This window comes from Streptomyces sp. NPDC034085 (assembly GCF_055575555.1).
In genome coordinates this window covers 72,071-91,949 of the sequence record NZ_JBVISL010000005.1, presented here as the reverse complement: position 1 = coordinate 91,949, position 19,879 = coordinate 72,071, and the positions used below count along the sequence as shown (strand labels likewise).

The window sequence follows — 19,879 nt, the reverse complement described above, 5'->3', positions numbered from 1 at the left end:
AGGCAGGCGCAAGAACGCTCTCAGAGGCGGCGGCCAGCGTGAGCGGTATGACCGCGACGACCACCTCACACGCGTCCACGTCCACCGGCGCCCCGACGGCCATGCTGCGGCCCGACGGCGGACCCTGCCGGGTCCTCGTCGTCGACGACGAGGCCTCGCTCTCCGAACTGCTGTCCATGGCCCTGAGCTACGAGGGCTGCGAGGTCCGCAGCGCCGGCGACGGGGCGGGAGCCGTACGGGCCGCACGGGAGTTCCGGCCGGACGTGGTGGTCCTCGACATCATGCTCCCCGACATGGACGGACTGGCCGTCCTGGGACGGCTGCGCCGGGAGATCCCGCAGGTACCGGTGCTCTTCCTGACCGCCAAGGACTCCGTGGAGGACCGCATCGCGGGCCTCACGGCGGGCGGCGACGACTACGTCACCAAGCCGTTCAGCCTGGAGGAGGTCGTGGCCCGGCTGCGCGGGTTGGTCCGCCGCTCCGGCGCGGCGCAGGTCGCGCGGGGCGGCTCGGTCCTGACCGTCGGGGACCTGTGCCTCGACGAGGACAGCCACGAGGTGGTCCGCGGCGGCCAGGAGGTCCACCTGACCGCCACGGAGTTCGAGCTGCTGCGCTACCTGATGCGCAATCCGCGCCGGGTGCTGAGCAAGGCGCAGATCCTGGACCGGGTGTGGTCCTACGACTTCGGCGGCCAGGCCAACGTGGTGGAGCTCTACATCTCCTACCTGCGGCGGAAGCTGGAGGGCGGCACGGGACTGCCGCCGATGATCCACACCCGGCGCGGCGCCGGCTACCTCATCAAGCCGGCCGAGTAGTGGCCCTGCGCCTGCCCGCTCCTCTCCGCCCGCGTCGTCCGGCCGGCCCGTCCGGTGCGCGTCGTCCGGCCGGCCCGTCTCGCGCGCATCGTCCGGCCGGCCCGTTCCGCGTGCGTCGTCCGCATGTTCCGTCCCGCCTGCGCCGGACCGCCCCAGCGCGCCGGCGTCCCTGGTCGCTGCGGACACGGCTCGTCGTCTCGGCGGTGGCGCTGATCGCCGTCGTGGGCACGTCCATCGGTACCGTCACCACCCTCGCCATGCGTTCCCGCCTGGTCGGGGAACTCGACAAGCAGCTGACCGCCTCCGTCGAGATGGCCACGCGGGGCCCCGGCTCCGCGAAGGCCGCCCGCGATGCCGGACTCGGCTTCGTGTTCGCCCCCGGCTCCCCGATGGGCGCCGTAGGGATCCGCCTCGACCCGGCCCGGAAGGTGCTCGGGGCCGCCCGGATCGTTCCCGTGGGCGGCCAGAGCTTCGACCACCGCGAATCCCTCACCGAAGCCCAGACCGCCGCCCTGGCGGAGACCGCCCGCAAGACGGCCGGCAGCCGAGGCGGCCCGGTGGACGTGGATCTGCCGGGCCTCGGCCCCTACCGGGTGGTGGCCGGTCCCGACGGCGGCCGGGACCTCCTCGTGCTCGGCTTTCCGCTCCAGGGGGTCGACTCCACCGTGAGCACCCTGATCGCCGTCGAGGTCTGCGTCACCCTGGCCGGTCTGATCGCCGCCTCCCTCGCCGGGCAGGCCCTGGTCGGGGTCGCCCTGCGCCCCTTGCGCCGGGTCGCCGCGACCGCCACCCGCGTCTCCGAACTCCCCCTGCACAGCGGCGAACCCGCCCTGCACGAGCGGGTGCCGGAGGCCGAGGCAGACCCCCGCACCGAGGTGGGCCAGGTCGGTGCCGCCCTGAACCGGATGCTGGGCCACGTCTCCTCCGCGCTCACGGCCCGCCAGCGGAGCGAGACGCAGGTCCGGCAGTTCGTCGCCGACGCCTCCCACGAACTGCGCACCCCGCTGGCCTCCATCCGCGGTTACGCCGAACTCACCCGCCGGGGGCGGGAGGTGCCCGGCCCCGACACCCGGCACGCCCTGGGGCGGATCGAGTCCGAGGCCACCCGGATGACCGGACTGGTCGAGGACCTGCTGCTGCTGGCCAGGCTGGACGCCGGCCGCCCGCTGTCCTTCGAGGACACCGACCTGGCGCCGCTCGTCATCGACGCGCTCGGCGACGCCCGCGCCGCGGGCCCCGGCCACCACTGGCGCCTGGCACTCCCCGACGGACCCGCACCCGTCCGCGCCGACCCGGCCCGGATCCAGCAGGTCCTGGTGAACCTCCTCGCCAACGCCCGCACCCACACCCCGCCCGGCACCACCGTGACGGCCGCTGTTTCACGTGAAACATCCGCCGTCCGGCTGCGGATCGAGGACGACGGCCCCGGCATCCCGCCCGAGCTGCTGCCGCACGTCTTCGAGCGCTTCGCCCGGGGAGACGCCTCCCGCTCCCGGGCAGCGGGCTCCACCGGGCTGGGCCTGGCCATCGTCCAGGCCGTGGTCTGCGCCCACGACGGCCGGGTCGACGTCCGCAGCGAACCCGGCCGCACCCGCTTCGAAGTGCTGCTGCCCCTGGCCGGACACGAACCCGGCCCGTACTCACAGACGGCGCACAGGCTCACCACACGGAGGTGACAGGGCGCCCGGCGAGGGTCGGTGCATGCCAACCGACACCTCTCCCGGCGCCCTTCCGGCCCGGGCGCCCCTCGCGTCCGCGCCCGGCGAGCCCGTACTCGACGTGGTGATCCCGGTCTTCAACGAGGAGAAGGACCTCGGCCCCTGCGTGCGCCGCCTCCACGCCCACCTCACCCGCACCTTCCCGTACGCCTTCCGCATCACCATCGCCGACAACGCCAGTACCGACCGGACCCGCGAGGTCGCCGCCGGACTCGCCGCGGAGGTCAAGGGAGTACGCAGCTTCCGGCTGGAGGAGAAGGGCCGCGGCCGCGCGCTGCGCACCGTCTGGACGCGGTCGGAGGCGCCCGTCCTCGCGTACATGGACGTGGACCTATCCACCGACCTGAACGCGCTGCTGCCGCTGGTCGCCCCGCTGATCTCCGGCCATTCCGACCTCGCCATCGGCACCCGGCTGGCCCCCTCCTCCCGGGTGGTACGGGGCGCCAAACGGGAGTTCGTCTCCCGCGCCTACAACCTGCTGCTGCGCTCCTCCCTCTCCGCCCGCTTCAGCGACGCCCAGTGCGGGTTCAAGGCCATCCGCCGGGAGGTGGCGCAGCGGCTGCTGCCGCTGGTGGAGGACACCGGCTGGTTCTTCGACACCGAGATGCTGGTGCTGGCCGAGCGGGCCGGGCTGCGGATCCACGAGGTGCCGGTGGACTGGGTGGACGATCCCGACTCCACGGTCCACATCCTGAGGACCGCCGCCGAGGACCTGAAGGGCGTCTGGCGGGTGGGGCGGGCACTCGCGGTCGGAGCGCTCCCGCTCGACCGGCTCGCCCGCCCCTTCGGGGACGACCCGCGCGACCGCACCGCGCTGCCGGGCGTACCGCGCGGGCTGACCCGCCAGCTCCTCGGCTTCTGCGCCGTCGGGGTGCTGTCCACCCTCGGCTACCTCGCCCTGTACTCCCTCGTCCGGCCGGCCGCCGGGCCGCAGCTCGCCAACGCAGGCGCCCTGCTGGTCTCGGCCGTCGCCAACACCGCCGCCAACCGGCGGCTCACCTTCGGCGTCCGGGGCCGGGACCGCGCCGTCCGCCACCAGGCCCAGGGGCTCGTGGTCTTCGCCATCGGACTGGCCCTGACCAGCGGTTCGCTCGCCGCCCTCGGCGCGGCCGCCGCCGATCCCGCGCACAGCACCGAGCTGGCCGTCCTGATCACGGCCAACCTCGCCGCCACCGTGCTGCGGTTCCTGCTCTTCCGCTCCTGGGTCTTCCCCGAGCGGCGCACCACTTCCGTGGAGGACGCCCACCGATGACCACCGCCCTGCCGGCCTCCGGCTCCCCCTTCCCCGGGCCGGCCGCCCACCCGGCCCGGACCCCGGCCGCCCCGGCCGAGCACCGCGTCACGGCCGTACGCCCCCGCTGGGAGCGGCCCGCGTACGCGGCGCTGCTGCTCGCCACCGCCGTGCTCCTGCTGTGGAACCTCGGGGCCTCCGGCTACGCCAACTCCTTCTACTCCGCCGCCGTGCAGGCGGGGTCCCAGAGCTGGAAGGCCTTCTTCTTCGGCTCCTCCGACGCCGGGAACTCGATCACCGTCGACAAGCCCCCGGCCGCGCTGTGGCCGATGGCGCTGTCCGTCCGGCTGTTCGGGCTCGGCTCCTGGCAGATCCTCGTCCCCCAGGCACTGATGGGCGTCGGGACCACCGCCGTGCTGTACGCCGCCGTACGCCGCCAGTTCGGGCCCGGTGCCGCGCTGCTGAGCGGAGCGGCCTTCGCGCTCACGCCCGTCACCGCGCTGATGTTCCGCTTCAACAACCCCGACGCGCTGCTGACGCTGCTGCTGACCGCCACCGTGTACTGCGTGCTCCGCGCTCTGGACGGGGCGCGGACGGGGTGGCTGGTGGCGGCCGGCGCGGCGATCGGCGCGGGCTTCCTCACCAAGACCCTGCAGGCCTTCGTCATCCTGCCGCCGCTCGCCCTGCTGTACGCCGCCTGCGCGCCGACCCGGCTGCGTCGCCGGCTCGGGCAGCTGCTGCTCGCCGGGCTGGCGGCGGTGGCGGCCGGCGGCTGGTGGGTGGCCGTGGTGGAGCTGTGGCCCGCCGCCTCCCGCCCGTACATCGGCGGCTCGCAGCACAACTCCTTCCTGGAGCTCACCTTCGGCTACAACGGGCTCGGCCGGCTGAACGGCAATGAGACGGGCAGCGTCGGCGGCGTCCGGGCCGCTGCCGGCGGGAACGGGGCCGGGGCGTACGGGATGCCCGGGGGCGGCCCGGGGCCCCGGGGCGGCGGGGGCTGGGGGGAGACCGGCATCGACCGGCTCTTCTCGGGCAGTGTCGGCGGCCAGATCTCCTGGCTGCTCCCGGCCGCGCTGGTGCTGCTCGTCGCGGGGCTGGTGGTCACCTGGCGGGCCCGCAGGACGACCGACTCCCTGGAGGGCAAGGCCCGCGCGGCCTTCCTCGCCTGGGGCGGCTCCCTGCTGATCACCGCGCTCGTCTTCAGCTACATGCAGGGCATCTTCCACGAGTACTACACCGTCGCGCTGGCGCCCTTCGCGGCCGCGCTGGTCGGCATGGGCACGGCCGTGCTCTGGGAGGAGCGGGGCAGCAGGGCCGCCGCCCTGACCCTGTCCGGCACCTTGGCCCTGACCGCCGTCTGGTCGTACGTCCTCCTCGGCCGCTCCTCCGGCTATCTGCCGTGGCTGCGCTGGGCGGTCGTGGCGGCCGGGCTGCTCGCCGCCGTCCTGATGCCGTTCGCGGTCCGCTTCGGGCGCCGGGTGCTGCTCGCCACGGCGGCGCTGGGGCTGGGGGCGGCTCTGGCGGGGCCGTTCGCGTACTGCCTGACCACCGTCGGCACCGGACACACCGGGTCCATCCCCACGGCCGGCCCGGCGGGGGCGGGCGGCCGCGGCGGCCCGGGCGGGATGCGCTTCGGCCCCGCCGGCGAGCAGTTCCAGGGCGCCCCGGGCGGGTTCCCGGGCGCCGGACAGGGCGGCGGCCCGGCAGGAGGCCCGCCGCAGGGCGGTGGCCCCCTCGGCGGAGGCCCGATGGGCGGCTCCCGCCCGGCGCGGCCGAACGGCCAGGCGGGCGGCGCGAACGGACCGGCCGCCCCGAGCGGCGAGGGCGGCCAGGGCGGCCAGGGCGGGCGCGACGGCCAGAGGGGTACCGGCGGCCCCGGCGGGCTGCTGGGCGGCACCCGGGTCGACGCCGCGGCGAAGACCGCGCTCAGCACCGGCGCCGCCCGCTACACCTGGGCGGCGGCCACCATCGGCTCCCAGAACGCGGCGAGTTACCAGCTGGCCTCCGGCGCGCCCGTGATGCCCGTCGGCGGCTTCAACGGCAGCGACCCCTCGCCCACGCTGGAGCAGTTCAAGGGGTACGTGAAGGCGGGGAGGATCCACTGGTTCATCGCCCAGGGCGGCCTCGGCGGCGGCAGCGGCGAGGCGGCCACGGGCATGAACCGGCCCGCGGGCACGGGAGGTCCCGGCGGCGCGGCGGGTACGGCCATCGACAGCTGGGTCAGGGCGAACTTCGAGGCCGTCACCCTCGGCGGGGCCACCTTCTACGACCTGACGGCCCCGTCGGCGGTCCCGTCCTGATCCGCCTCCGATCCGCCCCTGATCCGCCGGACACCCCCTAGCATCAAGAGGGCGGACCGGGCATTCCGGGCTGAACCCCTTGTGGTGAGGAGGGCGCCTCCATGGTGACCGAGGCTGATCCGGGCAAGGCCAGGACCAGTGTGTGGCTGGCCGCCAGGCCGGCCGCCCCGACCAGACGCCGCAGCGAGGCACCCTCGGGCCTGGACCGGGACCGGATCACCGCCGCCACCGTGCGGCTGCTGGACGCCGACGGCCTCGGCCGGTTCTCGATGCGCCGGCTGGCCGCCGATCTCGGAGTCACCGCGATGTCCCTGTACTGGTACGTGGACACCAAGCACGACCTGCTCGAGCTGGCCCTGGACAGCGCCCTGGGACAGCAGCGGCTGCCGGCCGGCCCGCCCCCGCGCGAGGGCTGGCCGGCCCGGCTGCGCACCCTCGCCGGCGGCTACCGCCGGCTGCTGGCGCAGCATCCGTGGGTGGCGCCGCTGAGCGTGGCCTATCCCAACATCGGCCCGCACGCACGGGCCTTCGACGACGCCCTGCACCGGCTGCTGGAGGTCACGGGGCTGGCGGGTGCCGCCAGGGCCGGCGCGCATCTGGCGGTATCCCAGTTCCTGACCGGCTGCGCCCTGAACGGCTGCGGGGGCAGGGTCCGGCGGGCGCCCGAGGCGGAGTTCGCCCTCGCCCTCGACGTCCTGATCGCCGGCATCGAGGCCAAGGCCGCGCACACGCCGACGGCCCGGGTCTGAACCCCATGGGGGTCCGGACCCGGGCCGCTCGTGTCCCGTCCTTCGCCGGGCGGCGTACGGCCTCGCTCAGCCGTCGCCCCGCGCCGCGGAGGCGGCCGGCCCGGCCGTGCCCGCCGTCCCGGCGGCCGCGGCGGGGGTCTGCGCCCCCTCCGGCCCGTTCTCCGTACCGCCCTCGGCGGCCGGGGTGTGCAGGGCCGGCTTCGACTTCAGCGCGACCTCCTTGATGAACAGCACCAGCACCAGCCCGAGCAGCGCGGCCGGGGCGGCGTACAGGAAGACGTCGCCGACGCCGTGCCCGTACGCGGACTCGACGACGGTCCGGAACGGCGCGGGCAGCTTGTCGAGGTCGGGGATCCCGCCCCCGGCGGTGCCGCCGTGCCCCAGGGCCGCGGCCTTCGGGCCGAGAGCGGCCAGCCCCTCCTGGACGTAGTGGGTGACCCGGTTGGCCATCACCGCGCCCAGCGCGGAGACGCCCATGGCGCCGCCGAGGGAGCGGAAGAAGGTGACGACGGAGCTGGCGGCGCCGAGGTCCTCGGGGGCCACCTGGTTCTGCGTGGCGAGGACCAGGTTCTGCATCATCATGCCGAGGCCGAGGCCGGTCAGCGCCATGTAGACCGCGATGTGCCAGTACGCGGTGTCGTAGCGCAGGGTGCCCAGCAGGCCGAGCCCGGCGGTCAGCAGCACGCCGCCGGAGACCAGCCAGGCCTTCCACTTGCCGGTCTTGGTGATGACCTGGCCGGAGACCGTGGAGGAGACGAACAGGCCGCCGATCATCGGGATGGTCAGGACGCCGGACATGGTGGGGGACTCGCCCCGGGCGAGCTGGAAGTACTGGCTGAAGAAGACCGTGCCGGAGAACATCGCGATGCCGACGAAGAGCGAGGCCGCGGAGGCCAGGCTGATGGTCTTGTTGCGGAACAGCCGCAGCGGGATGATCGGGTTGCTCGCGCGGGACTCGACGAGGACGAAGAGCAGGCCGAGCACCACGGCGCCGCCGGTCATGGCCAGGGTGGTCCAGGAGATCCAGTCGTACGAGTCGCCGGCCTGGGTGACCCAGATCAGCAGCAGCGAGACGGCCCCGCTGATCAGGAAGGCGCCCAGCCAGTCGACCTTGACGTCGCGGCGGACCACCGGGAGCCGCAGGGTCTTCTGCAGCACGATCAGCGCGATGACCGCGAACGGCACGCCGACGTAGAAGCACCAGCGCCAGCCCAGCCATGCGGTGTCGGTGATGACGCCGCCGAGCAGCGGGCCGCCGACGGTGGCGACGGCGAAGACCGCGCCGAGGTAGCCGCTGTAGCGGCCGCGTTCGCGCGGGGAGATCATCGCGGCCATCACGATCTGGGCGAGGGCGGAGAGGCCGCCGACGCCGATGCCCTGGACCACGCGGCAGGCGATCAGCATCCCGGTGTTCTGCGACAGGCCCGCGACCACGGAGCCGAGGACGTAGATCACCAGGGATATCTGGACGAGCAGCTTCTTGCTGAAGAGGTCGGACAGCTTGCCCCAGAGGGGGGTCGCGGCCGTCATCGACAGCAGGGCCGCGGTGACGACCCAGGTGTAGGAGGACTGCGTGCCGCCGAGGTCGCTGATGATCTGGGGCAGGGCGTTGGAGACGATCGTGGAGGACAGGATCGCCACGAACATGCCGAGCATGAGCCCGGACAGCGCCTTCATGATCTGCGGGTGGGTCATGGGTGCGCCGTCGGACGTGGTCTCCGGCCGGCCGCCTCCCCGCACACCGGGGGGTGTGGTCGTAGCCATGTGTTTCCTTTGCCTAGAAGCTCGATCGGAGTCGGGCCAGCAGGGTGTTCAGTACGTCGATGTCCTCGGCCGACCAGTCGGCCAGGGCCTTCTCCAGCGCGTCCGTGTAGCGGGCGCCGAGCTCGGCGAGCATGGCGCGCCCCGCGTCGGTCAGGCGCAGGATCCGGCAGCGGCCGTCGCCGGGGTCGGTCTCCCGCTCGATCCAGCCGCGCTGCGCCACATGGGCGACGTGCCGGCTGCTGACGGAGATGTCGACGGCCATGAACTCGGTGAGCCGGCTGAGCCGCATCTCGCCGTGCCGGTCGAGGACGGTGAGGACGGCGGCGGAGCCGGGCGGACAGTGCGGGGGCAGCATCCGGGCCAGGTCGCGTTTGACCGCTCCTACGCCGGTGAGCTGGCGGGCCAGCTCCTCGTACCGGGTGTGCCGGGCCGTCTGCGTCGTCACCGGGAACCGCCCCCATCTTGTTGCTTAGGGCAACCATATAACCGCATGGTTGCTACAGGCAAATGAATCTGAGGGGTGAGGCGGTAAAGGAATCGGAAAACCCGCTAGGGTCCTGAGCCATGTCTGCGAACCACACCCCACCCGGATCCGAGGGCGCGCACGACCCCGCCGGCAGCACCCAGATGTTCCGCGCGTTCGTGGAGGAGGGCGAGTCGGCCCGGGCCCCGTCCGTCCCGGGCGCCCGGCGGCGCGCGAAGGAGTCCGGTGCCAAGGGCGGCGCGACGGCGGCCGTGGTCATCGCCCTGGTGCTCGTGATCGCCGCGTCCCTGTGGGTGGCCCTCCGCTGACGGTGCGGCTGTTGCCCCGGGGCCCGCGGGCTCAGCTCCAGGCGGCGGTGACCCGCCGGGTCTCCACGTGCATGCCCAGCGGGACCCGCCACGACTCGACGCAGACCGTGTAGGTCTGCGTCTTCGAGGTGCCGCCCGCGAGGGGGGCGGGCAGGGGCTGGGTCGTGGTGATCGTGGCCCAGTCGATGCCGAGGGCGCCGATGACGTGCGTCGCGAAGCTGACCGTCCCCGAACGGGCGGCGGTGGTCCCGGTGTTGGTGAAGGTCACCGTGACCCGCTCGCACCAGCGGTCGGACGCCGCCGCGCGGGCCGGGGCGCTGAGCGTGAGCCGCGCCGGGGTGGCCGGCGGGGCGGGCGGCGTGGTGCCCGGCTTCGGGGCAGGAGGGGCCGGCGGGACCGGAGTGCCGGGAGTGCCTGGCGGGGTCGGTGGGGCTGGAGTGGCCGGTGGGACCGGAGTGCCGGGCGGGGACTGAGAGCCCGGGGCGGTGGAGCCCGTGCCGCCCGCGCCCCCGGTGCCGCCGGGGGCGGCCGGGGTGCCCGGGTCCGGCGGGGTGCCGGGCGCGGGTGCGGAGCCGCCGGGGGCGGCGGCCGTCCCTCCGCCCTGGGCGGAGCCGCCGGGGGACGGGGACCCGGGCGCGCCGGGCGACGTAGAAGAAGGAGCACTCGCGGAGGCGGCCGAGCCGTCGGGCGCGAGCGGCTGGAACTCCACCCGTCCGCGGGGCGGCACGTTCTCCCCCGCGCCCCGCTCGGGGCCCGCGGCGGCGGCGCCCACGGCGGCATAGCCGTCCCGGCCGGGCCCGCAGCCGGTGAGGGCGGCGGCCGTGCAGCACAGGGCGAGGGCGAGGGCGGCGCGGGATCCCGTTCGCATCGCGCCAGTGTTCCTGACGCGATGTCATATGTGAACCCCGCGCTCCTGCGTCAGTCCCCGATCAGGCCCGTGCGCAGCTGGGCGAGCGTGCGGGTGAGCAGCCGGGAGACGTGCATCTGGGAGATGCCGACCTCCTCGCCGATCTGCGACTGGGTCATGTTCGCGAAGAACCGCAGCATGATGATCTGCCGCTCCCGGGGAGGGAGTTTGGCCAGCAGCGGCTTGAGCGACTCGCGGTACTCGACGCCCTCGAGCGCGCTGTCCTCGTAGCCGAGCCGGTCCGCGAGCGAGCCCTCGCCGCCCTCGTCCTCCGGAGAGGGCGAGTCGAGCGAGGAGGCGGTGTAGGCGTTGCCGACGGCAAGGCCGTCGACGACCTCCTCCTCGGTGACGCCGAGCACGGCCGCCAGCTCCGGCACGGTCGGGGACCGGTCCAGCTTCTGGGCGAGCTCGTCACTGGCCTTGGTCAGTGCGAGGCGCAGCTCCTGGAGCCGGCGCGGGACGCGGACGGACCAGGAGGTGTCCCGAAAGAATCGTTTGATCTCGCCCACGACGGTCGGCATCGCGAACGTCGGGAACTCCACTCCGCGTTCGCAGTCGAACCGGTCGATCGCCTTGATCAGGCCGATGGTGCCGACCTGGACGATGTCCTCCATCGGCTCGTTGCGGCTGCGGAACCGGGCCGCCGCGTAGCGCACCAGCGGCAGGTTCAGCTCGATCAGGGTGTCTCGTACGTACGTCCGTTCGGGGCTGTCCGCGTCCAGGGCGGCAAGTCGCTGGAAGAGGGAGCGGGAGAGGGTGCGGGTGTCGATGGCTTCCGAGCGGTCGGACACTGCCGGCAGCTCACGCGTGTCGAGCGTGAGCACCTTGGAGCTGCCCTGTTCTGCGGACATGCCACCCCCTTGAGGTCGCGGACGGTCGCGTCTCTGCGTCCGTCGGAGGAACGCAGCCTCCACCTGAATACCGGAGGCGGGGCTGCGGCAAACGCGGTTCCAGCAGAATGTCACATGTCGGCAACACGCTGTAGCGCCATGTCGACAAGTATCTCCAGCGACAGACAGCCGACCGAGCGGAATGAGCCGATTCTGTAGGGAAACCCGGGAAGGGCTCCACCCGATCCGGTTAAGCCTCGATCCTGTTTGCGGATCGCAGACGGGCGAAGCTCCGCGCGAGCAGCCGGGACACGTGCATCTGCGAGACGCCCAGCTCCGCGCTGATCTGCGACTGCGTCAGGTTGTTGTAGTACCGCAGCAGGAGGATCCGCTGCTCCCGCTCCGGCAGCTGGACCAGCAGGTGGCGTACGAGGTCACGGTGCTCGACGCCGGCCAGCTCGGGGTCCTCGTAGCCGAGCCGGTCGAGCAGGCCGGGCATGCCGTCGCCCTCCTGGGCGGCCTCCAGGGAGGTGGCGTGGTAGCTGCGGCCGGCCTCGATGCAGGACAGCACCTCGTCCTCGCCGATCCGCAGCCGCTCGGCGATCTCGGCGGTCGTGGGGGTGCGGCCGTGGAGGGTGGTGAGGTCCTCGGTGGCGGCGTTGACCTGCACCCACAGCTCGTGGAGGCGGCGCGGGACGTGGACGGTGCGGACGTTGTCGCGAAAGTATCGTTTGATCTCGCCCACGACCGTCGGCATCGCGAAGGTGGGGAACTGGACCCCGCGCTCGGGGTCGAACCGGTCGATCGCGTTGATCAGGCCGATCGTGCCGACCTGGACCACGTCCTCCATCGGCTCGTTGCGGCTGCGGAAGCGGGCGGCCGCGTACCGGACGAGCGGGAGGTTGGCCTCGATCAGGGCCCCCCGCACGCGGTGGTGCTCGCTGGTGCCCGGCTCCAGGTCCTTCAGCTGCCCGAAGAGCACCTGGGTCAGGGCCCGGGTGTCGGCTCCCCGGCCCTGGGGCCTCGGCGGAACCGGCGCGGCCGGCGGCTCCTGGGAACCCTCGTGCGCCCCCTGGCCCGGCTCCTGCGCGCGCGCCTCGGGGCGGCCGCCTTCGGGACGGCCCTCGGGACGGTCTTCGGGGCGGTCTTCGGGACGGCCTTCGAGGCGGGCTTCGGGGCGCGGCTCGTGCGGGCCTTCGGCGCGGGCCTCGGGGCGCGGCTCGTGCGGGCGGAGCTCTTGCTGGGGAGGCACCTGAGGCGCAGTACTGGCCGGCACGGTCACGCCACCCCTTCGGTCAACTCATCGGTCAAAAGCGGTCATAGCATCACAAGAGATGTGCACTATGTGCAAGCACCGTATATAGCCGTGTTGAGGGCAAGTTGGGCATTCAGGGGTAGTTATTCACCCGAAGTCACTGAGGTGAACGAGAAAGGCCCCCCACCCGTCGGAGTGGGGGACCTGGAAGTCCGGAAATCGCTTCAGCGTACGGGTTCAGTTCACCAGTTCGGTGATGAACTCGCCGATACCGGAGGCGGCGTCCGATATGCCTTGGAAGCCTATTCCCACCATCTCGGCCGCCCGCTTGGGCTGGGTGATGATCACGAAGAGGACGAACACGGTGAGGACGCCCGTGATGAGCTTCTTGGTGTCCATGAACGGTGTCGGCCTCCCCAACCGGTGCTGCAAAGTCGGGTGAGTCTAACCGGTCGGGTTTGGACGCTCACCCGCCCTTTAGGGACCAATGACCCGCTGGTTGGGGCCCTTTGCCGCTGGGTGTGCGGTTGCGGGAGGCGCAGGATGGAGCACGAGCCCACCGGTTCTGGCAGGAAACCGGTGGGTGAGGGACAGGGCCTCACTGCGGGGCCCGAGCCGCGGGTATCCCCCTGACCGCGGCTCGGGCGGCAGGTCCGTCCTCACCGGGGGAAGTGGCTTTGTCCCCCCGATGCCACTTCCCCCGTCCCCGTCGTCGAAGGCCCCGGCTCCGGCCGGGGCCTTCTTCGCGTGGTCCGGGACGGGGGGCGGTGTCGGCCGCGGCGGCGGGGCGGGCGCCTACTGGATGGCGCCGGCCAGGCTCAGGACCGGCTCGACGGGCGCGATCACCGGCGCGAGCTGGTCGGGCAGGGTCATCAGCTGGTTCAGCTGGTTGGCCCCCTCGCTGACCTTCGCGCCGATCTCCTGGACCGAGGCGGGCTGGGAGCCGGCCGGCATCCCCGGAGCGGCGGTGGGCAGGTCGGGCAGGGCGAGGGGGGCCACTCCCACGGGCGCGGCGGTGGCGGCGGGTGCGGCGAGGCCCGCGGCGGCCCCCGCGAGGGCGAAGGCGGCGAGCATGCGCTGGGTCTTGGTCATGCCGTGACAACGGCCGAGCGGGCGGCCGGTCACGGCGGGGACGCACGAGAGCCCCGGTTCGTACGAACCGGGGCTCTCGATCAAGAGCGGTAGTGGAGGGATTTGAACCCCCGATGGGTTGCCCCATACTCGCTTTCGAGGCGAGCTCCTTCGGCCACTCGGACACACTACCGAGAGAGATCCTAGCCCACGGTGGGGAGTGCTTTGCAAATCCGCAGCACAGACCGCACCCGCGCCGCCCTCGTCACCGCTCCCGGAAGAAGTCGGTGAGCTGCCGTGCGCACTCCTGCTCCAGCACCCCGCGGATCACCTCGGGCCGGTGGTTGAGCCTGCGGTCGCGGACGAGGTCCCACATCGACCCCGCCGCGCCCGCCTTCTCGTCTCCGGCGCCGTAGACGACCCGCGCCACGCGGGACTGGACGAGCGCGCCCGCGCACATCACGCACGGCTCCAGGGTCACGACCAGCGTGCACCCCGTCAGCCGCCACTCCCCGAGCCGTTCGGCCGCGCGCCGCAGCGCCAGCACTTCGGCGTGCGCCGTGGGATCGCCGACGGCCTCCCGTTCGTTGTGCCCGGTGGCGAGGAGCTCCCCGCCGGGGCCGAGCACGACGGCACCGACCGGCACGTCGCCGGCCGGTACCGCCAGGGCGGCCTGCTCCAGCGCGAGGCGCATGGAGTCCCGCCAGGGATCCCGTACGGGATCGGGGTCGTACACGGTGTCGTGCTCGGCGATCACTAGCGGACGGCCTCCAGGACCTCGGTGGCGCCGAGGGCGTCGGCGATCTCCGTCAGGGCGTCTCCGTCGAGGGACAGCAGTTCCTTGTGGCCGACCCCGAGGTCGTCCAGCAGGCGGGGGTCGCCGAGGGGGCCGGCCGGAGCGGGCTCGGAGCCGGTGAGCGGCTCGTCGTCCTGGTCGTCGTCCTCGTCCGTGAAGGCGGCGACCGGTTCGTCGTCGCCGTCCTCGGTGCCGTCCAGGTCCAGTTCGTCGAGGTCGTCGTCGTCCTCGTCGGTGCCCATCAGCTCCTTCGTCAGCATCGATCCGTAGGAGCTGCGGTCGGCCGCGGAGGCGTTCGACACGAAGTACCGAGGGTCCTCCTCTCCGTCCACGCGGATGACGCCGAACCAGGCGTCCTCCTGCTCGATGAGGGCGACCACCGTGTCGTCGTCGACAGCGGCGGAACGTGCGAGATCGATCAGATCACTGAGGGACTCGACGTCGTCGAGTTCCATGTCGCTCGCTTCCCACCCGTCTTCGGTGCGCGCGAGCAGTGCGGCGAAATACACCGTGACTCTCCCACTGGTCGTAGGCGTGCCGGTTGGAGGTCCCCCCGGCCGGAGGGTGGGGAGAACGGCCGTGACGCTTGCCGTCCGCACCCCGCCCAATCGGCATCGTGGCAGAAACAGCGGCTTTGCGAGAGGTCTTCGGCGCGGCGGCCGTGTCGCGGCGCCGCCCGGCCGCGCGGGTCACCAGCGGAAGGTACGCATCCGCATCTGCTGCCGCATCCGGGCCGCGCGGGCGCGCCGGGGCTGCACCCGGTCCCGCAGCTCCCGGGCCTCGTTCAGGTCGCGCAGGAACTGCGCGCGTCGCGCCCTGCGCTGCGCCGCCGTCTCCGGCGCCTCGTAGACCTCTCTCCCGTCGATGTCGTTGGGCTGCGTCTCGGGCATCGGCACCACCCCAGGCTGGGTCAGGTCGTCCTCCTCCGCCGGCGCGGAGCAGACCCCCCGGTGCCACCTTCCCCCGCACGGCGCGTTTGATGCCACCCCCCGCGCAGATAGCCCCAGGTCAGGGGTCGGCGCAGCGGATGCGGGTGCCGCGGCGGCCGGCGGTCAGACCCCGTCCTCGTCGGTGAGGGACGGTACGACGGCCACCGGGCCCTGCGCGTGCTGGAGCACCGCGTGCGCCACCGACCCCATCAGCAGGGACCGCACGCGCGGGTGGTGGCGGCCCACCACGACCAGCGCCGCCGACCGGGACGCCTCCACCAGCCGCCCGGCCGCGTTCCCGGGCTCGGCGGCCTGCTCGACGGGTACGTCCGGGTACCGCTCCCGCAGCGGGGCCAACCGCTGCGTCTGGGCCCGCAGCGTCTCCCGTTCGGCGGGCACCGTGTCCGCGTCGTCGGTGAGCGCCTCGGGCGGGATCACCGCGAAGGGGCCGCCGAGCAGCGTCGTCGGCCCGGGCGGGAGGGCGTACGCCGAGACCACCTGGACGGTGGTCCCCCGTGCGGCGGCTTCCGCGAAGGCGAAGGCCAGTACGTCGTCGGGGGTCTCGGCGGCGTGCAGCCCGACCACCACCTTGCCGGCCGAGTCCCCCGCCGGAGCGCCGGCCGCGTCCCGGCCGGGGGCCGCGTCCCGGCTCGGGGCGGCGTCGCGGTCGGCGTGCGGGACCACCACCACCGGGCAGGAGGCGGTGCCGGACACGGCCCGGCTGTTCGACCCGAGCAGCAGCGTGGCGAACCCGCCGCGCCCCCGGGAGCCCATCACCAGCATCAGCGGCGAGCCTTCGCCGCTGATCACGCGCAGGGCCGCCGGAACCGAGCCCTCCAAGGCCTCGTAGCGGACCTCCGCGGGCAGCTCGGGGGCGGTCGCGAGGAGGCCGCGTACGTGGTCGCCGACCGGGTCGGCGTACTCCTCGGGCTCATTGGGGTCGTGCAGGGCCGAGCGGCGGCCGGCGTACAGCTGGGACGCCTCGGGCAGCACATGGGCGACCAGCAGCCCGGTGCCGTGCCGCAGCGCCGCGGTGCGGGCCCACTCGAGCGCGCGGAGGCTGTGTTCCGATCCGTCGACGGCCGCGATGACCGGTCCGTTGCTCACCAGTCAAGGGTGCTCGGCGCCGCGGCGGCCCGCAACGCAGGGCGCCGGGCGGACGCGGAGCGGGGTGCGCAGCGCGTAGCCTTTTGCCAGTGGGTCGCGAACAGGCGGCCGTTTTCGCAGGTAGCAGGGTCTCGCAGTTCGCAGATCGCAGGTCGAAGCCCGGCTGAGTCTTGGAGGATGTTGTGCGTTTGCAGGTCGTCGATCACCCCTTGGTGGCGCACAAACTCACCACGCTGCGCGACAAGCGCACCGACTCGCCCACCTTCCGGCGGCTCGCCGACGAGCTGGTGACCCTCCTCGCGTACGAGGCCACCCGCGACGTGCGTACCGAGCAGTCCGACATCGAGACCCCGGTGGGCCCGACCACCGGCGTCAAGCTGGCCCGCCCGCGTCCGCTGGTGGTGCCGATCCTGCGCGCCGGCCTCGGCATGCTGGACGGCATGGTCCGGCTGCTGCCGACCGCCGAGGTGGGCTTCCTGGGCATGGTCCGCAACGAGGAGACCCTCGAGGCCTCCACGTACGCGACGCGCATGCCCGAGGACCTCTCCGGCCGCCAGGTGTACGTCGTCGACCCGATGCTGGCCACCGGCGGCACGCTGGTCGTCGCGATCCAGGAGCTCATCAAGCGCGGGGCCGACGACGTGACCGCCGTGGTGCTGCTGGCCGCGCCCGAGGGCGTCGAGGTCATGGAGCGCGAGCTCGCGGGCACGCCGGTGACGGTGGTGACGGCCGCCGTGGACGAGCGGCTCAACGAGCACGGCTACATCGTGCCGGGCCTGGGCGACGCGGGCGACCGCATGTACGGCTCGGCCGAGTAGCGCGCCGCCCCCGCGTTCCGGGGGATCAGCACTGCTTGGAGGGCGCGGGCGCGGGGTTGGCCAGGAGGGCCAGCGCCTTGTCCGCGTCCTCCTTCGTGCTGAGCTCCTTGAAGGCGTCGCCGAGGATCAGGTCGATGTCCGTGCCCTCGCGGGCGTCGGTCTGCGTGGTGACCCCGGCGAGCTGGGTGCCGAGGACGGAGTAGGCGGCCTTGTCGGTGCGCGGGGAGCCGAGCAGTATCCCGGTCCCGGGGACCTTCTTGTCGAAGTCGGCGGGGGCGTTGCCGACCTGGCCGATGGTGAAGCCGCGCTTCTTCAGCTCGTCGCCGACGGCCTTGGCCAGGCCCGCGCGCGGAGTCGCGTTGTAGACGTTGACGGTGATCTGGCCGGGCTGGGGGAGGACGACCGCGGGGGCACCCGAGGCGGCGGGGGCCGCGTCCGGTCGGGCGCCGGGTTGCACGGCGCCGGCGGGCTTGGCGGGTGCGGCGGACGCCGTCGGGCAGTCCTTGCCGGCCGCCGCCGCACCGCGCTTGCCGCTGCCGTCGCCGAACACGTCCATGAGCTGCAGCGCCCCGTAGCCGAGCAGGGCCAGCGCCAGGACCGACCCGAGCAGGGCGGCGACGATCTTCCGACGCCGCCGGGGGCGGCTCATGCGGGGGTAGGCAGCTCCCGTTACGCGGTACTTTCCGCCCATGCCGGGGGGAGTGAGCATGCTCATGGGCGCAGCGTAGTGCCGTACCGGAATGGTGCCTACTAAATGATGAGTTGATCGGGTGATGCCGACCCGAAAGGCGCAATCAGTCCATCTCGAGCACGCGTGCGTGCAGGACCTGGCGCTGCTGGAGGGCGGCGCGCACGGCGCGGTGCAGCCCGTCCTCCAGGTAGAGGTCGCCCTGCCACTTCACGACGTGGGCGAAGAGGTCCCCGTAGAAGGTGGAGTCCTCGGCGAGCAGGGTCTCGAGGTCCAGCTGCCCCTTGGTGGTCACGAGCTGGTCGAGCCGGACCGGGCGCGGGGCGACGTCCGCCCACTGCCGGGTGGTTTCCCTGCCGTGGTCGGGGTACGGCCGCCCGCTTCCGATGCGCTTGAAGATCACACGGAAAGCCTACCGGGCCGGTGCCTCCGGGCGCAGCCTCGCTCGGGTGGTGCAAAGGTGGCACACGGGGCTATTCCGGGAGGGATGCATGAGTCAGAGCACCGACCCGGCCGGTTCGGGCGGCACGCCCGGCGCGGCCGACGCGGCCGCCGCCGAGATCGCCGCCGGTTACGCCTTCACCGGCCCGGCGCTCGATCTCGGGGCGCTGCTCTGGGACGGGCAGTGCCTGCCCGGGCGGCAGATCCGCATCCCGCTGTCGATGCTCAACCGGCACGGGCTCGTGGCGGGCGCCACGGGCACCGGCAAGACCAAGACCCTCCAGCTGATCGCCGAACAGCTGTCGGCGAGCGGCGTGCCCGTCTTCCTCGCCGACATCAAGGGGGACGTCTCGGGCATCTCGGTGCCCGGCGCGGCGAACGACAAGACCGCGCAGCGGGCCGGGGAGGTCGCGCAGGAGTGGCGGCCCACGGGATGCCCGAGCGAGTTCTACTCGCTGGGCGGGATCGGCCCCGGCATCCCGGTCCGTGCGACGGTGACCGCCTTCGGGCCGGTGCTGCTGTCCAAGATCCTCCAGCTCAACCGGACGCAGGAGCAGTCCCTCGGCCTGATCTTCCACTACGCCGACTCCAAGGGCCTGGAGCTGATCGACCTCAAGGACCTGCGGGCGGTGGTCGCCTTCCTCGTCTCCGACCGCGGAAAGCCCGAACTGAAGGGGATCGGCGGGCTCTCCACGGTGACCGCCGGGGTGATCCTGCGCGCCCTGACCGCATTCGAGCAGCAGGGCGCCGCGCAATTCTTCGGCGAGCCCGAATTCGACACCGGTGAATTTCTCCGGACGGCCGCCGACGGGCGCGGTGTGGTCTCCGTACTGGAACTCCCGGCAGTCCAGGACAAACCGCAGCTTTTCTCCACATTTCTGATGTGGCTGCTGGCCGACCTGTATGGCGGCCTCCCCGAAGTCGGCGACCTGGACCGGCCCAAACTGGTCTTCTTCTTCGACGAGGCGCACCTGCTGTTCCACGACGCCTCGAAGGCGTTCCTGGAGTCCATCACCCAGACAGTCCGGCTGATCCGCTCCAAGGGGGTCGGCGTCTTCTTCGTCACCCAGACCCCCAAGGACGTGCCGGCCGACGTGCTGGCCCAGCTCGGCAACCGGGTCCAGCACGCCCTGCGCGCCTTCACCCCGGACGACGCCAAGGCCCTCAAGGCCACCGTCAAGACCTTCCCGCACTCCGCGTACGACCTGGAGGAGACGCTCACCGGGCTCGGCACCGGCGAGGCGGTGATCACGGTGCTCAGCGAGCGGGGCGCCCCCACGCCGGTCGCCGCCACGCGGCTGCGCGCCCCGCAGTCGCTGATGGGGCCGGTCGAGGCCGCCGCCCTGGACCGCGCCGTGAAGGCGTCGCCGCTGTACGTGCGCTATGCCGAGCCGGTCGACCGCGAGTCCGCGTACGAGAAGATCACCGCCGAACAGGCCGCCGCGGAGGCCGGGGCGGAGGCGGCGGCCGCGGCGGCGGAAGCCGGGAAGCAGGCCGAGGAGGCGGCGAGGTCCGCCCGCAAGACGCCCCGACCGGAACCCTCCCTGGCCGAACAGGTCGTGGGAAGCGGTCTGTTCCGCTCCCTGGCACGGTCGATCGGCACGCAGCTGGGACGCGAGATCTCCCGGTCGGTCTTCGGGACGGCGCGGCGACGGCGCTGAACCCGGA

General features: G+C 73.3%; 20 protein-coding genes, 1 tRNA gene and 1 pseudogene. 8 read left to right on the top strand and 14 right to left on the bottom strand.

The window, feature by feature from the left end; genetic code table 11:
- Positions 1–47: 47 nt before the first annotated feature.
- From ACZ501_RS19100 to ACZ501_RS19080, 5 genes are all read left to right on the top strand, one after another.
- The gene (locus ACZ501_RS19100) at positions 48–815 is read left to right on the top strand and encodes a response regulator transcription factor (RefSeq protein WP_361600623.1); all 768 of its coding nucleotides are present in this window, start codon (positions 48–50) and stop codon (positions 813–815) included.
- Between the two features lie 137 nt (positions 816–952).
- Complete coding sequence (locus tag ACZ501_RS19095) at positions 953–2,491, top strand: sensor histidine kinase (protein WP_468797306.1); 1,539 nt, start codon at positions 953–955, stop codon at positions 2,489–2,491.
- A gap of 25 nt (positions 2,492–2,516) precedes the next feature.
- Positions 2,517–3,785 carry a bifunctional glycosyltransferase family 2/GtrA family protein gene (locus ACZ501_RS19090; RefSeq protein ID WP_468796757.1) on the top strand — a complete coding sequence of 423 codons (1,269 nt, stop codon included), beginning with the start codon at positions 2,517–2,519 and terminating at the stop codon, positions 3,783–3,785.
- Positions 3,782–6,064, top strand: coding sequence for a glycosyltransferase family 39 protein (locus tag ACZ501_RS19085; RefSeq protein WP_468796754.1), 2,283 nt, complete (start codon positions 3,782–3,784; stop codon positions 6,062–6,064). The genes ACZ501_RS19090 and ACZ501_RS19085 overlap by 4 nt, the downstream gene beginning before the upstream one ends.
- A gap of 101 nt (positions 6,065–6,165) precedes the next feature.
- Positions 6,166–6,813: a TetR/AcrR family transcriptional regulator gene (locus ACZ501_RS19080; protein ID WP_361600611.1), complete on the top strand. Its 648-nt coding sequence runs from the start codon at positions 6,166–6,168 to the stop codon at positions 6,811–6,813.
- 200 nt (positions 6,814–7,013) lie between these two features.
- Here the strand turns inward: ACZ501_RS19080 and ACZ501_RS19075 are convergent.
- Together ACZ501_RS19075 and ACZ501_RS19070 are read right to left on the bottom strand one after the other, a co-directional pair.
- Positions 7,014–8,508, bottom strand: a pseudogene (locus tag ACZ501_RS19075) (MDR family MFS transporter); the annotation flags it as partial.
- Between the two features lie 82 nt (positions 8,509–8,590).
- Entirely contained in the window at positions 8,591–9,022 is a 432-nt protein-coding gene (locus ACZ501_RS19070) for a MarR family winged helix-turn-helix transcriptional regulator (RefSeq protein ID WP_361600608.1), read from the bottom strand.
- A gap of 119 nt (positions 9,023–9,141) precedes the next feature.
- On the opposite strand from ACZ501_RS19070, the gene ACZ501_RS19065 reads away from it, so the two are divergent.
- Positions 9,142–9,369, top strand: a complete 228-nt coding sequence (locus ACZ501_RS19065; protein ID WP_468796751.1) for a hypothetical protein — start codon at positions 9,142–9,144, stop codon at positions 9,367–9,369.
- A 31-nt stretch (positions 9,370–9,400) separates the two neighbouring features.
- On the opposite strand, the gene ACZ501_RS19060 is transcribed toward ACZ501_RS19065, so the two are convergent.
- The 10 genes from ACZ501_RS19060 to ACZ501_RS19015 form a co-directional block, all read right to left on the bottom strand.
- Positions 9,401–10,237, bottom strand: a complete 837-nt coding sequence (locus ACZ501_RS19060; RefSeq protein WP_468796748.1) for a hypothetical protein — start codon at positions 10,235–10,237, stop codon at positions 9,401–9,403.
- Between the two features lie 50 nt (positions 10,238–10,287).
- Entirely contained in the window at positions 10,288–11,127 is an 840-nt protein-coding gene (locus ACZ501_RS19055; RefSeq protein WP_361600602.1) for an RNA polymerase sigma factor SigF, read from the bottom strand.
- Positions 11,128–11,356: 229 nt separating this feature from the next.
- Positions 11,357–12,388, bottom strand: a complete 1,032-nt coding sequence (locus tag ACZ501_RS19050; RefSeq protein WP_468796745.1) for an RNA polymerase sigma factor SigF — start codon at positions 12,386–12,388, stop codon at positions 11,357–11,359.
- Between the two features lie 210 nt (positions 12,389–12,598).
- Positions 12,599–12,760 carry a hypothetical protein gene (locus ACZ501_RS19045; protein ID WP_164720920.1) on the bottom strand — a complete coding sequence of 54 codons (162 nt, stop codon included), beginning with the start codon at positions 12,758–12,760 and terminating at the stop codon, positions 12,599–12,601.
- 396 nt (positions 12,761–13,156) lie between these two features.
- The gene (locus tag ACZ501_RS19040; RefSeq protein ID WP_361600595.1) at positions 13,157–13,453 is read right to left on the bottom strand and encodes a hypothetical protein; all 297 of its coding nucleotides are present in this window, start codon (positions 13,451–13,453) and stop codon (positions 13,157–13,159) included.
- 87 nt (positions 13,454–13,540) lie between these two features.
- Positions 13,541–13,625 (bottom strand) — tRNA-Ser (locus tag ACZ501_RS19035).
- A gap of 72 nt (positions 13,626–13,697) precedes the next feature.
- Complete coding sequence (gene tadA, locus ACZ501_RS19030; protein WP_468797304.1) at positions 13,698–14,126, bottom strand: tRNA adenosine(34) deaminase TadA; 429 nt, start codon at positions 14,124–14,126, stop codon at positions 13,698–13,700.
- 62 nt (positions 14,127–14,188) lie between these two features.
- Entirely contained in the window at positions 14,189–14,737 is a 549-nt protein-coding gene (locus tag ACZ501_RS19025) for a tRNA adenosine deaminase-associated protein (RefSeq protein WP_361600592.1), read from the bottom strand.
- A gap of 180 nt (positions 14,738–14,917) precedes the next feature.
- Positions 14,918–15,118, bottom strand: a complete 201-nt coding sequence (locus ACZ501_RS19020) for a hypothetical protein (RefSeq protein WP_361600589.1) — start codon at positions 15,116–15,118, stop codon at positions 14,918–14,920.
- Between the two features lie 162 nt (positions 15,119–15,280).
- Entirely contained in the window at positions 15,281–16,264 is a 984-nt protein-coding gene (locus ACZ501_RS19015) for a universal stress protein (protein ID WP_468796742.1), read from the bottom strand.
- Positions 16,265–16,446: 182 nt separating this feature from the next.
- On the opposite strand from ACZ501_RS19015, the gene upp reads away from it, so the two are divergent.
- The gene (upp, locus tag ACZ501_RS19010; RefSeq protein ID WP_361600583.1) at positions 16,447–17,082 is read left to right on the top strand and encodes a uracil phosphoribosyltransferase; all 636 of its coding nucleotides are present in this window, start codon (positions 16,447–16,449) and stop codon (positions 17,080–17,082) included.
- Positions 17,083–17,107: 25 nt separating this feature from the next.
- Here the strand turns inward: upp and ACZ501_RS19005 are convergent, their stop codons facing one another.
- Together ACZ501_RS19005 and ACZ501_RS19000 are read right to left on the bottom strand one after the other, a co-directional pair.
- The gene (locus tag ACZ501_RS19005; RefSeq protein WP_468796739.1) at positions 17,108–17,797 is read right to left on the bottom strand and encodes a LytR C-terminal domain-containing protein; all 690 of its coding nucleotides are present in this window, start codon (positions 17,795–17,797) and stop codon (positions 17,108–17,110) included.
- 79 nt (positions 17,798–17,876) lie between these two features.
- Positions 17,877–18,173, bottom strand: coding sequence for a type II toxin-antitoxin system VapB family antitoxin (locus ACZ501_RS19000; RefSeq protein ID WP_008740979.1), 297 nt, complete (start codon positions 18,171–18,173; stop codon positions 17,877–17,879).
- Between the two features lie 88 nt (positions 18,174–18,261).
- On the opposite strand from ACZ501_RS19000, the gene ACZ501_RS18995 reads away from it, so the two are divergent.
- Positions 18,262–19,872: a helicase HerA-like domain-containing protein gene (locus tag ACZ501_RS18995; protein ID WP_468796736.1), complete on the top strand. Its 1,611-nt coding sequence runs from the start codon at positions 18,262–18,264 to the stop codon at positions 19,870–19,872.
- Positions 19,873–19,879 lie beyond the last annotated feature (7 nt).

Excerpts from the sequence above, each read along its gene's own strand:
- ACZ501_RS19060 (WP_468796748.1), bottom strand. The coding sequence starts at position 10,237 with ATGCGAACGGGATCCCGCGCCGCCCTCGCCCTCGCCCTGTGCTGCACG.
- ACZ501_RS19055 (WP_361600602.1), bottom strand. The coding sequence starts at position 11,127 with ATGTCCGCAGAACAGGGCAGCTCCAAGGTGCTCACGCTCGACACGCGT.
- tadA (WP_468797304.1), bottom strand. The coding sequence starts at position 14,126 with ATGCGCCTCGCGCTGGAGCAGGCCGCCCTGGCGGTACCGGCCGGCGAC.
- ACZ501_RS19005 (WP_468796739.1), bottom strand. The coding sequence starts at position 17,797 with ATGAGCATGCTCACTCCCCCCGGCATGGGCGGAAAGTACCGCGTAACG.
- ACZ501_RS19100 (WP_361600623.1), top strand. The coding sequence starts at position 48 with ATGACCGCGACGACCACCTCACACGCGTCCACGTCCACCGGCGCCCCG.
- ACZ501_RS19020 (WP_361600589.1), bottom strand. The coding sequence starts at position 15,118 with ATGCCCGAGACGCAGCCCAACGACATCGACGGGAGAGAGGTCTACGAG.
- ACZ501_RS19085 (WP_468796754.1), top strand. The coding sequence starts at position 3,782 with ATGACCACCGCCCTGCCGGCCTCCGGCTCCCCCTTCCCCGGGCCGGCC.
- ACZ501_RS19045 (WP_164720920.1), bottom strand. The coding sequence starts at position 12,760 with ATGGACACCAAGAAGCTCATCACGGGCGTCCTCACCGTGTTCGTCCTC.
- ACZ501_RS19065 (WP_468796751.1), top strand. The coding sequence starts at position 9,142 with ATGTCTGCGAACCACACCCCACCCGGATCCGAGGGCGCGCACGACCCC.
- ACZ501_RS18995 (WP_468796736.1), top strand. The coding sequence starts at position 18,262 with ATGAGTCAGAGCACCGACCCGGCCGGTTCGGGCGGCACGCCCGGCGCG.
- ACZ501_RS19080 (WP_361600611.1), top strand. The coding sequence starts at position 6,166 with ATGGTGACCGAGGCTGATCCGGGCAAGGCCAGGACCAGTGTGTGGCTG.
- ACZ501_RS19090 (WP_468796757.1), top strand. The coding sequence starts at position 2,517 with ATGCCAACCGACACCTCTCCCGGCGCCCTTCCGGCCCGGGCGCCCCTC.
- ACZ501_RS19040 (WP_361600595.1), bottom strand. The coding sequence starts at position 13,453 with ATGACCAAGACCCAGCGCATGCTCGCCGCCTTCGCCCTCGCGGGGGCC.